This is a genomic window from Nocardia crassostreae, assembly GCF_001613405.1.
Classification (GTDB): Bacteria; Actinomycetota; Actinomycetes; order Mycobacteriales; family Mycobacteriaceae; genus Nocardia; species Nocardia crassostreae.
Genome location: NZ_BDCH01000010.1, coordinates 172472 through 184981 on the forward strand (window position 1 = coordinate 172472; position 12510 = coordinate 184981).

Genomic DNA, 12510 nt, shown 5'->3' on the forward strand with positions numbered 1-12510 from the left:
GGCGGTCGTAGACTGTGGTGGAGATCGAAAACCCGTCCACCACAAGTAGTTTGGCGATGCTGGACGTTTGCTGAGGCGTTCGGCGTCCCTGCTCGGCGGTCGAGGAGGACGTATGACCGCGACGCCTGCGCGCGAAGTCCCGCAGCTGGAGGCCGTGCGGCCGTTTCCGGCGCGGATGGGGCCCAAGGGGTCCTATCTGTGGAAGGCCATCACGACCACCGATCCCAAGATGCTCGGGAACATGTATTTGTTCACGGCCATGACGTTCTTCCTGATCGGCGGGCTGATGGCGCTGCTGATGCGGGTGGAGCTGGCGCGGCCGGGGCTGCAGATGCTCTCGCCCGAGCAGTTCAATCAGCTGTTCACCATGCACGGCACGATCATGCTGCTGTTCTATGCGACGCCGATCGTGTTCGGATTCGCCAATGCGGTGCTGCCCTTGCAGATCGGGGCCCCGGATGTGGCGTTCCCGCGGCTGAACGCCTTCAGCTACTGGCTGTACCTGTTCGGGGCGACCATGGCGACGGCCGGATTCATCACGCCGGGCGGGGCCGCGGACTTCGGCTGGACCGGGTACACCCCGCTCAGCGATATGACCCATTCCCCGGGGGTGGGCGCGGACCTGTGGATCATGGGGCTGATCCTGTCCGGTCTGGGCACCATTCTGGGCGGCGTCAATATGATCACCACGGTCATCTGCCTGCGCTGCCCGGGCATGACCATGTTCCGCATGCCCATCTTCACCTGGAACATTCTGGTGACGAGTGTGCTTGTGCTGCTGGCATTTCCGATTCTCACCGCGGCGTTGTTCGCGCTCGGCATCGACCGGCACCTGGGTGCGCACATCTATGACGCGTCCAATGGCGGGGCCATGCTGTGGCAGCACCTGTTCTGGTTCTTCGGGCATCCCGAGGTGTACATCGTGGCGCTGCCGTTCTTCGGCATCGTGACCGAGATATTCCCGGTGTTCAGCCGCAAACCGCTGTTCGGGTACTCGACGCTGGTGTACGCCACCCTGGCCATCGGCGCGCTGTCGGTGGCGGTGTGGGCGCATCACATGTACGCCACTGGCGCGGTGCTGCTGCCCTTCTTCTCCCTCATGACCTTCCTCATCGCGGTGCCCACGGGCGTGAAGTTCTTCAACTGGATCGGTACCATGTGGCGCGGCCAGCTGACCTTCGAGACGCCCATGCTGTTCTCCGTCGGCTTCCTGGTGACCTTCCTCTTCGGCGGTCTGTCGGGCGTCGTGCTGGCCAGCCCGCCGCTGGATTTCCATGTGTCCGACAGTTATTTCGTGGTAGCGCACTTCCACTACGTGCTGTTCGGCACCATCGTGTTCGCCACCTTCGCGGGCATCTACTTCTGGTTCCCCAAGATGACCGGGCGGCTACTGGACGAGCGCATCGGCAAACTGCACTTCTGGACCACCTTCCTGGGCTTCCACCTGACCTTCCTGGTGCAGCACTGGCTGGGGAACGAGGGCATGCCGCGCCGATATTCGGACTATCTGCCCATGGACGGCTTCACGCTGCTGAACACCATCTCGACCATCGGCTCGTTCGTGCTCGGGTTCTCGATGCTGACGTTCGTGTGGAACGTCTTCAAGAGCTACCGCTACGGCGAAGTGGTGACCGTGGACGATCCGTGGGGCTACGGCAACTCCCTGGAGTGGGCGACTTCCTGCCCGCCCCCGCGGCACAACTTCTATGAGCTGCCGCGGGTGCGCTCCGAGCGTCCCGCCTTCGAATTGCACTATCCGCACATGGTCGAGCGCATGCGGGCCGAGGCGTACTCCTCCTTCGGCCTGCGCAAACCAGCGCAGGTCGCGGTGACGGCGGCCAAACCCGTCGAACTACCGGCGGAACCGCCGGACGGTCCGGATCTGAGCAAGCCCTGACCACACCCGGCGCGAATGCGCACTCGGCGGCAACTACCCTGTTCGGCGTGCTGCTTTCCGATCGCGATATTCGTAAGGAGATCGACGCCGGGCGTCTCGGGGTCGAGCCGTTCGATGACAAACTGGTGCAACCGTCGAGTATCGATGTGCGACTGGACAGTCTGTTCCGAGTGTTCAACAACACTCGCTACACCCACATCGATCCCGCGCAGCGCCAGGACGAGTTGACCACGCTGGTCGAACCGACCGAGGGCGAGCCGTTCGTGCTGCACCCGGGCGAATTCGTGCTGGGCTCCACCCTCGAGGTGTGCAGCCTGCCCGACGATCTGGCCGGACGGCTGGAGGGCAAATCGAGCCTGGGCCGCCTCGGCCTGCTCACCCATTCCACCGCGGGCTTCATCGATCCCGGATTCAGCGGCCACATCACCCTGGAACTGTCGAATGTCGCCAATCTGCCCATCACCCTGTGGCCGGGTATGAAGATCGGCCAGCTCTGCCTGTTCCGACTGACCAGTCCGGCCGAGCATCCGTACGGCAGCGCCGCCGTCGGTTCCAAGTACCAGGGCCAGCGCGGCCCGACCCCGTCGCGCGCCTACCTGAATTTCCCGGTCGGCTCCTGATTGGCGAATGTCACTGCGCCACAGGGGAATCTCTGTGTCGTACCACAGCGGGTCCGCGTCCACGGGGCTTGTCAGGTGCCCGTTGGGTGAACTCCCGGGTGTACTGGAGACTCTCGTCGTCGTAGGGTGCTTGCGACAGGTAGGGTGACCCCACCGCAAGTGTGATCACCGCATGTGACGCGATGCCGGTCGGCCGTTCGAAGGCATCCGTTCGCAGTCGGTGAGCGTGGAAACGAGATGGGCTGCAGATGAGTTCGGTATTGGGAGTTTCGGTGGGGGCGGGTGCGGTTCGCGTCGCACGTCCCGTTGCCGGGAATTCCGCCGAGCGCGCCTTCGATGTGCAGACCGTCCCGGTCGTCGACCGGCCGGTGGAGCTGCTCGTCGCCGATGCCGTCGGCGCGGTGCTGGCGGCGGATCCGCAGATCACCGCGACCGCAATCGCCTACCGTGACGAACAGCACGCGCGGGCGGTGCGGGCGGAGCTGGCCCGCCGGCAGTTCACCAATTACGAGCTGGTGCCGGATGTGATCACGGCCCTGGAGTTCCTGGAGAATTCCGGTGAGCTGCAAGGATTCGGGACCGTCGCACTCTACGATCTCGGCGCGTCCGGTTTATCGGTGACGGTGGTCGACACCGGCACCCGGCAGATCAACTTCAGCGAGCGCACCAGCGATATCAGCGGCGACTACCTGGATTCGCTCATCCGCGAACAGCAGATCGCCTCGGGCCGCATCGCCCATCCGCCGGATGCCGCGGGCCTGGCCGAGCTGGACGCGCTGTGTCGGCAGGCCAAGGAGCAGCTGTCGGCCAACAGCGCGGTGGCCCTGCCGTCCACCGAGGGCCTGGTGCTGTTGTCCCAGGAGAATTTCGAAGCCCTGATCATGCTGGCGGTGGAGTCCTCCGCGCGCATGACCCGCGATGTCATCCTGCGCTCCGAGCAGCCGGTGCAGGCGGTCGCGGTGATCGGCGGCTGTGCCCAGATTCCGCTCGTCGCACGGGTTTTGCGCCGCTGGCTGGGCGTCCCGGTGATCGTGGCCCCGGGCCCGGACACCGTCGCCGCCCGCGGCGCCGCCATGCTGGCCCGCCCGGTGTGGCAGCGGCCCGCGCCCGCGCCGTTCCCCACCCTGCTGCCCGAGGGTGCCGTGCCGGTGGCCGCCGCGGAGGGCACGTCCTGGCTATCCGGATCCGGGTCGGGGGAGAAGTTCACCCGCCGCCGCGAGATCAGCGTGGCCGGGGTGGCGGTGGGCGCACTGGTCGTGGTCGCCGCCATCGGCGTCTCGCTGGGCTGGGGTCCGCAAGTGCTGGAACATGATTCGCAGAGCACCGATGCCACCACCTCGGCGCCGGTCACCACCACCCCGGCCGCGAGCGCCCCGGTCACGCAGGTGCCGGTCACCACGGACGCCACCAATGAATCCCTGGCCGCGCCGCCGCCGCGCTGGGCGCCGACCACCACCGAAGAGACCACGCCGCCGCCGGGCGCGAACACCATCACCATTATTCCGGGCCTGCCGCCGGTCGTCGTGCCGACGATTCCTCCGCTCTTCCCGGCCGCGCCCGCGCCCTGAACGACTACACCCGCTTTCTGCGGCCCGTAAGGGGGTACGGGGGCTGAGCCCCCGTACCCCCTTACGCCGAGTCCGCCCCGTCGACTGCCAGAAGGGGGCGGACTCGGTGGGTCCGGCGCGCCGTTCGCGGAGGGTGAACGGTATCGCGCCGGTGCGAGGACCTGCTGCGTTCAGTCCTCGCTTCCGGTTCCCACCGCCAGAGCTGTCGTGATGACCACGGACAGGGGTGGGAGATGAAGATCGCGGGTGGGCGGGGAGACCCAGTGGCAGCCTTCCCGAGTCCACCGGCCCAGACCGGTGGGGAGCATGACGGCGCTGCCTATGGCCGGAATGCCGATATCGAGGCGGTTGAGGACATCCATGATCTGCTCGCCGGGTGTGGAATCGGGTTCGCTCAGAAAGCTCCAGCGGATCTGCCGCGCCAGCATGGGCCCGGCGCGTTGCCGCTGTTCCAGTGCGGTGCGGACCTTTTCGGCCCGGGCCACCGGCAAATGCACCACGCCGATCTTGCCGGTGACGGGAAGCATGACGAAGCCGCCGCGCTCGGTGACAGGTAGCCCGAACTCGTGGCGATAGAACGCCACCCAATCATCGATGGTTCTGAGCCTGTCCGCGTTCACGATTCCCCGCTCCTGTTGGCCTCCTGGTTACAGGGTCGCGGCTGGCGGGGCCTTGTGAAAACGCCCGCATGCCCTCCTTGCGCTGCCCTTCCGCCGCCACTATTACCAACCCGTATAAAGCCTGGTACCAGGTAGGTTTCGCTTGTGGCCGCAGCCACTTCACGCTCGTACCCTGGACATGGAGTTCGTTCGGAAGGATGACGTCGTGGTCCGGCAGTGGTCAGGCAAAGAGGCCCGCGCCCTCCGCGATGCCAAGCGGATGAGTATCCGAGAGTTCGCGGCGCACTTGGGCGTGCACGAACGCTTGGTTTCGAAGTGGGAAGCCGGGGGTGTGCGGGTCCATCCCCGCCCCGTCAATCAGGCTGCCCTCGATACCTCTCTGGCCAGGTCCGACGATGTTGTGCGGGCGCGGTTCGCGGCCTTGATCGATCAGCCGTTGATCGACCGCCCCACCGTACCCGGTTTCGATGTGCGCCCGCCCAGTTCCCCGTTCGGGCTGGGCAATCCGGTGCAGGCCAGTTATTCCAGCGACGCGGAACTGCTGGCACTCGTCGACACGGGTGCGATGAGAGGCGATGCGTTAGCAGCGATTTCGGAGAGGGATCTGATCATGGCGGCTGCCCACGAAGCAAGTGAGCACGCAGGGAGGGCGGAGAGCTCCAATGTCGGCGCTACCACCCTGGAACAGCTCGATGCCGATGTCACGCGCATCGCCAACGACTATGTGCACGTTCCGCCGGTGCCCATGATGGTGGAGATGCTGCGGGTGCGCCGCCGCGTCTACCGGCTGCTCGAAGGCCATCAGAAGCCCGCCGATACCGGGCATCTGTATCTGCTCGCGGGTACTTTGTCCGGCTTGCTCGCCAATGCCAGCACCGACCTCGGCGATGTCGACGCCGCGGGCGAACAGGCAAGGGCGGCATGGGCTTACGCGGAACTGTGCGGGCACAACGGTTTGCGCGCCTGGACTCGCGGCATGCAGGCGCTTATCGAATACTGGTCGGAGCGCCCGCGCCGGGCGGTCCTGCTCGCCCAGTCCGGGCAGCAGTACGCCGAATCCACCACCGCGCGGGTGCGGCTGCACAATATCGAGGCCCGCATCTGGTCCAAGCTGGGCAGCAATGCCGATACCGAGCGCTGTATCCGCGCCGCCGACGGCGCCCGCGAGGGGGGTTCCAGCGACACCCTGCACGACGAGGTCGGCGGGGTGTTCGGGTTCAACCAGCCCAAGAGCCACTACTACGCGGGAGCCACCTATATCCATCTCGGCCGCGCCGAGCCCGCGCTGGAGCACACCCGCCGCGCCATCGACCTGTACGCCAACGGGCCCACCGAGCAGCGCTCCTATGGCGCGGAATCGCTGGCCCGGGTGGACAGCGCCGCCGCGCACCTGATCAACGGGAGCCTGGACGGGGCCGCCGAGGCGTTGCAGCCGGTGCTGCAACTGGAGGAGGACAAGCGCATCGCGCAGCTGGAGGAACGACTGACCGGTTTGCGTCAGCGGCTGACCAAGCCCGAGTACCGGGATGCGGTCGAGGCCCGCTATCTGGACGAGCGAATCGAGGAATTCTGCGGGAACACGGCCGCGACCGGCATGTTGCCACCTGATACCTCGCGCTGAAAAAACGGCATTGCGGGCGGATGGCACCATTGGACGGGTGAGTCCATCCAGTCACCTACCGCATCGGTCCCCGCGCACCCTGGAGCAGTCGACCAAGCTCCAGAACGTGCTGTACGAAATCCGGGGACCGGTACACGCACATGCGGCACGGCTGGAGTCCGAGGGGCACCGCATCCTCAAGCTGAATATCGGCAATCCCGCGCCGTTCGGATTCGACGCGCCGGACGTCATCATGCGCGCCATCATCGCGGCGCTGCCGTATGCGCAGGGGTACTCCGAATCCAAGGGCATCCTGCCCGCCCGCCGCGCCATCTTCACCCGCTACGAGCTGGTCCCGGGCTTCCCGGAGTTCGATGTGGACGATGTGTACCTGGGCAACGGCGTCTCCGAGCTCATCACCATGACCATGCAGGCGCTGCTGGACAATGGCGACGAGGTGCTGATCCCGGCGCCGGACTATCCGCTGTGGACGGCCATGACCTCCCTGGTCGGCGGCACGCCCGTGCACTATCTGTGTGACGAGTCCAACGACTGGCAGCCGGATATCGCGGATATGGAATCCAAGATCACCGACAAGACCAAGGCCATCGTCGTGATCAACCCCAACAATCCGACTGGCGCGGTCTACTCGGCCGAGGTGCTGCAGCAGGTCGTGGACCTGGCCCGCAAGCATCAGTTGCTGCTGCTGGCCGACGAGATCTACGACAAGATCCTCTACGACGACGCCAAGCACGTCTCGCTGGCCACGCTCGCGCCGGATCTGCTGTGCCTGACCTTCAATGGCCTGTCCAAGGCGTACCGGGTGGCCGGTTACCGCTCCGGCTGGCTGGTGATCACCGGCCCGAAGGATCACGCGGGCGGTTTCATCGAGGGCATCGATCTGTTGGCCTCCACCCGCCTGTGCCCGAATGTGCCTGCGCAGCACGCCATTCAGGTGGCCCTGGGCGGGCATCAGAGCATCGATGATCTGGTGCTGCCGGGCGGGCGACTACTCGAGCAGCGCGATGTGGCGTGGGAGAAGCTCAATACGATTCCGGGCGTCTCGTGCGTCAAGCCCAAGGGCGCGCTCTACGCGTTCCCGCGGCTGGATCCGGAAGTCCATGAGATTCACGATGATTCGAAGCTCGTCCTGGATCTGCTGCTGCAGGAGAAGATCCTCATGGTGCAGGGCACCGGCTTCAACTGGCCGCACCACGACCATCTGCGCATCGTGACGCTGCCGTGGGCGCGGGACCTGTCGGTGGCGATCGAGCGGTTCGGCAATTTCCTTGCCTCGTACCGGCAGTGATAGGGGATGTGAGGGTTGAAACCCCCTACTACTCCCCTTTAAAACAAACCGCTGGTTCGAAAAAGTTGGGTTTTTAGAGACTTAGCTAGCGCAAAGAACAGCCTTTTGTGTACAGTGGTCCTCGGCACCTTGAGTGCCCGGCCGGACCGCCTACCCCCCTGGGCCGTCCGGCCTTGGATTGGGTCGGCCTACCCCCCTGGGCCGCCGATCCCGGGCGGCGGAGACATCCCCCTGCTCTCCGCCGCCCCCTCCAGGAATCTATGCAGCTCACCTGCTTCTCACTTCGAGAACGATTTTCGTTTAGGCTCGCCGAGTGAGCGATCACCACCATCACCACCACGATCATTCGGGTCCGGTTCCCATCGGCGCCACCGCTGCCCGGGTTGTCATCGGAATCCTCGTACTCATCGGCGTCGCGGTGGTGGCCGGGCTGGTGTGGTTGTGGCCGAGTGCGCAGCGGGTCGAGATTCCGCTGCCCATGCAGAGCGCGGGCGGCGGGGCGTTCCAGACCGAGGCGGGCACCGTCATCCGGCAGGACCTGGGCGCCTGCGGCAGCGCGTCACTGGGCAAGCCGTTCGCGGACGAGCCGCAGGCCCCGCGCACCAATGCCTATGAGTGCCAGCGCAGTATCGTCGCCATCGAATCTGGGCCCGACGAGGGTGAGCGCACGCTGTTCGAAATCGCGCCCGGCCCTGGACAACCCGATCTGCGAGTGGGTGACGAGATCCGCATCGTGCGATCCACCGATCCCAGCGGGGCGCCCATCTACGGCTTCGACGACTATTCGCGCGGGCTGCCGCTGACCATCATCGTCATAGCGTTCGCGGTGGTCATCATCGCGGTGGCGCGCTGGCGCGGGCTGCGGGCGCTGATCGGACTCGTGTTCGCCTTCGCGGTCCTGGTCAAATTCCTGCTGCCCGCCCTGCTGGACGGGAAACCCGCCATACCGGTCGCGCTGGTGGCGGGCGCGCTCATTCTCTATGTGGTGCTGTATCTCGCGCACGGGCTCAATCTGCGCACCAGCTCCGCGCTCTTGGGCACGCTGACCTCGATGGGCCTGGCCGCCTTCCTGTCCTGGCTCACCCTGAAGGTGACGCATCTGACCGGCCTGTCGGAAGAGCAGAACACCAATGTCGCCACCTATCTGGAGCACGTCAGCATTACCGGACTGCTGCTGGCGGGCTTCATCATCGGCACCCTGGGCGTGCTCAACGATGTGACCATCACACAGGCCTCGGCCGCTTTCGAACTGGCGGCGCTGGACGAAAAGGCCAATCGCCGCAGCATTTTCGGCGCCGCCATGCGGGTGGGCCGCGACCATATCGCCAGTACCGTCTACACCCTGGTGCTGGCCTACGCCGGTGGCGCGCTGCCGCTGCTGCTGATCTTCAGTGTGGCGGGCCGCAATATCACCGATGTGCTCACCGGTGACGCGGTCGGCATCGAGATCGCCCGGTCCGCCGTCGGCGGTATCGCGCTCGCGCTCTCGGTACCATTGACCACCGGTATCGCGGTCATGCTGGCGCGGCCGTTCGGGCACGGCGGCAAGACGGAGCCCCAGCGCCCGGTCAAGCGCACCTGGACCGCGGCCAAGCGGCCCGCGGCGGCGGGCGCGGCCCGGTCGGCGGGCACGACTGGCGCCATGCGCAAGGTGGAGGCCGAGGCCCCGCCCCGCCCGGCCGCCCCGGCGGAGCCCGCGCCGCCGAATCCGTATACCGGTGTGGTGCGGCTGAGTCCGCCGCCCGAACCCTTCGAGCCGGATACAGAGGACCTGCCGGTCTGGTCGCCGCAGGATCCGCCGGAACCGCCGAACCCGCCGCGCGGCGGGCGGCATTCCAGGCCCTGACCACCGCATCGAGTACGGTGACGGACATCCCGAGATCGGTGTGGGATAGCAGTTTTCCTGGTTCGTAGCGTCGTCACGTTTCGGTTAGGAGCGCTGTCCTGATGCTGCTCGCGAAGATCAAACTGGCGCTGGCCGCCGGAATCTCCGGGATGGTCGCCGCCACGGTCGCCGTACCGGGCACCGCGTCCGCGGCGGAACTGCCGGTGGTGTGGGGGATGGGGCCGTTCATCGAATCCTCGGTGAATGCCAAGCCGCCCTACGATCCGCCGGGCGGCAATGACTGGGCCTGTAAACCCGATGCGGCCCATCCCTTGCCGGTGGTGCTGGTGCACGGGCTCGCGGGCAATGGCGAGAACAGCTGGCAGGCGGTCTCGCCACTGCTGAAGAACCTGGGCTACTGCGTCTTCGCGCTCACTTATGGCACCTACCCCGGGGACGGCGGGCTGTTGGAGGGCGTGGGCGGCCGCATACCGATCATGAACTCGGCGCCGGAGCTGTCCCGCTATGTGGATCGGGTGCTGGCCGCGACCGGAGCCCCGAAGGTGAAGCTGCTGACCTGGTCCGAGGGCACCCTGGTGGGCGCGGCCTATATCCAGTTCCTGGGCGGCGACGCCCTCGTCGACACCCAGGTATCGCTGGCCCCGATCTGGAAGGGCACCCGGGTCGCCCAATCGCTGTCGGATACCGCTCGCTCGCTGGGCATCTACAACCAGGTGTACGCGGCCATGAACCCGCCGTGCGCGGCCTGCGTCGACATGCTGACCGGTTCCGGTTTCATCCAGATGCTGCAGGAGAGCGGCGTCTATTCGCCGAAGGTCCGCTACGCCTCGATCCTCACCGAGACCGACGGGCAGGTCGTGCCGTACACCAATGGCCTGAAGGATGCGCCCAATGCGACGAATATCGTTCTGCAACAGGTCTGTCCACAGGATCTGACCGGACATCTGTTCCTGACCAGTGATCCGGTGGCGGCGACACTGGCGGTGCAGGCGCTGGATCCGGATGTCCCCCTGGCGATCCCGTGCGTGCCGAACTCCTCGCCGCCCGGGCTGTAGCTCAGCGGGCCGCTTCGCAGAGCGCGGCCACACCGGCGGCGTCGGTCTCGAAGTGGTCGAAGCCGCGCGGAACGCCGAACTCGGCGAAATCGACATCGGTTTCGCCCTGCGCCAGGCCAGGGACCGGAATGCGCACGGCGGCATGGAGATCGCGCACATTGGTCAATTCGATGACGCGGCGGGCATTGTCGGCGCGCACGCCGCCGCAGGCCATGACGTCGATGCGGTCGTCGGCCAGCGTGACCAGGCGGGCGATGAGCGAGGCGCCGTCCAGCACCGACACCTGGCGACCGGAGGTGAGCAGGCGGGTGAAGCCCAGCTCCAGGAGCCGGTCGAATCCGCCGTACGGATCGGAGCACACGTTGAAGGCGCGATGGAAGGTGACCTCCATACCTCCCGCGGCGGCCAGCAGTTCGGAATTGGCTCCGGTGTCCACATTCCCGTCCTCGTCCAGGACGCCGACCACGACGCCGTGCACGCCGAGCTCACGCAGGTGCGCGATATCCGAACGCATGAGCGCCACCTCGTCGTCGTTGTAGCGGAAGTCGCCGGGGCGCGGGCGGACGAGCACGTGGATCTCGGTATCGGTGGCCGCGGCGACCGCGGCCTCGACGAGCGCGGCCCCGGGGGGCAACCCGCCGACGGACAGACCGGTGCACAGTTCGACGCGCCGGGCGCCCGCCGCCTCCGCAATGCGGACCCCGGCCACCGACTCCACTCCGATCTCGACCCGAACCGTGCGCGCATCCGTCATACCTTGCAGTATGGGCGACCGGCGCCGTGTTCGATTGCCCGGGATTAGCAGAATTGATCATGCGAGGCGACTGCCTGGCGATATGTGAGATATGTATCGCCGAGCAGTCGCCTCGGGGGGTTCGATCAGAGCGCTTGCCAGAGCGCGGGCGTCGCGTCCGGGGTCCAGGTCGGATCGTGCACGGTGTGCGCCTGCAGGCAGCGGTATCGCTCGCCCTGATAGGTCACCGCATCGCCGATCTCGTACGAGGCGTGCGGGCGCCATTCGTCACCGGCGGGCTGATCGGTGGTCGTACCCGGAGCCGTGGTGGTGACCGGCGGCGTGGTCGTGGACGGAACCGTCGTCGTGGTCGGCGCGGTGGTGGTCGGGGGTGCCGTGGTGGTGGGCGCGGTCGTGGTGGGCGGCGTTGTGGTGGGCGAGGTTCCGCCGCCGCCGATATTCAGGTCGATGCAGTTGTAGAAGGCATTGGGGGTGTCGCCGATATTCCAGACCGCCAACAGCTTCTGCTTACCGGTGAAACCGGACAGGTCGATGGTGTGCGTCAGCGAGCTGGGCGGCTTCTGGCCATTGCCCGCGACGTAGCCGACGCGGGTGCCGCCGATGAAGTACTCCCAGTCCTTGGTGCTGTGGTTCGCGGTGAACTTCCAGGTGAAATCGACCGTGCTGCCGACCGAATGCACCTGCCAGCCCTTGCTGTCATCGTCCAGTTCGGCCCACCTCGGGTCGCCCGCGCTGCAATTGCGCTGTCCCTGTGCGCCTTCCACGCTCTGCGGCTCGTAGGTGATGGCGCCGCAGGAGACCGTGCGCGCCGCGCACTGCGCCTGGCGGCTGGCCGGTCCGGTGACATAGCCGTGCGCGTTGGCGGTGGCCGCGGGCAGCAGTGCCACCAGCAACGGGGCAATACCGGCAGCAACCCCGGCCGTAGATAGCAGTTTTCTACCAACCATTACTGAAACTCCCTCGAAAATGGTTGGGACGCAGGGCTCGAGGTACGTCCCGCGGATCCGCGACTGAGATGCGGATCACAGTTGAAAGTGGGGCGTTCCAGAAGTTAGACCCTGGGCAACCATCCTGTCAAGCGTCGTCCCGACTGGGGAATCGGGCCCCGCGCGGTTCGGCGCGCGTCGCTTCTGCGCCGCCGCGCGCGCCGACCGCCGCGCCTGCCTGCGGTAATAGCAGATGCCCGGTGGTCTGGAGATTTCTACAACCGACCGGCCGGGATGGCACAAGCTGGCCACGTG

At 66.6% G+C, this 12510-nt stretch carries 9 protein-coding genes and 1 pseudogene; 7 read left to right on the forward strand and 3 right to left on the reverse strand.

Going from position 1 to position 12510, the window contains the following annotated elements; all coding sequences use genetic code 11:
• Nucleotides 1–112 precede the first annotated feature (112 nt).
• The 3 genes from ctaD to NC4_RS05580 all read left to right on the forward strand — a co-directional run bounded on the left by ctaD (nucleotide 113) and on the right by NC4_RS05580 (nucleotide 4085).
• Nucleotides 113–1897 (forward strand): aa3-type cytochrome oxidase subunit I, encoded by a 1785-nt coding sequence (gene ctaD / locus NC4_RS05570; RefSeq protein ID WP_084528539.1) that lies wholly within the window; start codon nucleotides 113–115, stop codon nucleotides 1895–1897.
• Between the two features lie 47 nt (nucleotides 1898–1944).
• Entirely contained in the window at nucleotides 1945–2517 is a 573-nt protein-coding gene (gene dcd / locus NC4_RS05575) for a dCTP deaminase (RefSeq protein ID WP_067533185.1), read from the forward strand.
• A gap of 248 nt (nucleotides 2518–2765) precedes the next feature.
• A complete protein-coding gene (locus NC4_RS05580; RefSeq protein WP_067533188.1) occupies nucleotides 2766–4085 on the forward strand; it encodes an Hsp70 family protein in 1320 nt (439 codons plus the stop codon).
• A 170-nt stretch (nucleotides 4086–4255) separates the two neighbouring features.
• On the opposite strand, the gene NC4_RS05585 is transcribed toward NC4_RS05580, so the two are convergent.
• Nucleotides 4256–4705, reverse strand: a complete 450-nt coding sequence (locus NC4_RS05585) for a hypothetical protein (protein ID WP_067533191.1) — start codon at nucleotides 4703–4705, stop codon at nucleotides 4256–4258.
• 178 nt (nucleotides 4706–4883) lie between these two features.
• Between NC4_RS05585 and NC4_RS05590 the strand changes: the two genes are divergently transcribed.
• The 4 genes and pseudogenes from NC4_RS05590 (at nucleotide 4884) to NC4_RS05605 (ending at nucleotide 10515) form a co-directional block, all read left to right on the forward strand.
• The gene (locus tag NC4_RS05590; protein ID WP_245721503.1) at nucleotides 4884–6326 is read left to right on the forward strand and encodes a helix-turn-helix domain-containing protein; all 1443 of its coding nucleotides are present in this window, start codon (nucleotides 4884–4886) and stop codon (nucleotides 6324–6326) included.
• Between the two features lie 28 nt (nucleotides 6327–6354).
• Nucleotides 6355–7614: a pyridoxal phosphate-dependent aminotransferase gene (locus tag NC4_RS05595; RefSeq protein WP_067533294.1), complete on the forward strand. Its 1260-nt coding sequence runs from the start codon at nucleotides 6355–6357 to the stop codon at nucleotides 7612–7614.
• A gap of 313 nt (nucleotides 7615–7927) precedes the next feature.
• A pseudogene (locus tag NC4_RS05600) lies at nucleotides 7928–9172 on the forward strand (YibE/F family protein); the annotation flags it as partial.
• 389 nt (nucleotides 9173–9561) lie between these two features.
• Nucleotides 9562–10515 (forward strand): esterase/lipase family protein, encoded by a 954-nt coding sequence (locus NC4_RS05605; RefSeq protein WP_067533193.1) that lies wholly within the window; start codon nucleotides 9562–9564, stop codon nucleotides 10513–10515.
• 1 nt (nucleotide 10516) lies between these two features.
• On the opposite strand, the gene NC4_RS05610 is transcribed toward NC4_RS05605, so the two are convergent.
• Nucleotides 10517–11269 (reverse strand): copper homeostasis protein CutC, encoded by a 753-nt coding sequence (locus NC4_RS05610; protein ID WP_067533196.1) that lies wholly within the window; start codon nucleotides 11267–11269, stop codon nucleotides 10517–10519.
• Between the two features lie 125 nt (nucleotides 11270–11394).
• On the reverse strand, nucleotides 11395–12216 hold the full coding sequence (locus NC4_RS05615) for a lytic polysaccharide monooxygenase (protein ID WP_067533199.1): 822 nt from the start codon (nucleotides 12214–12216) through the stop codon (nucleotides 11395–11397).
• Nucleotides 12217–12510 lie beyond the last annotated feature (294 nt).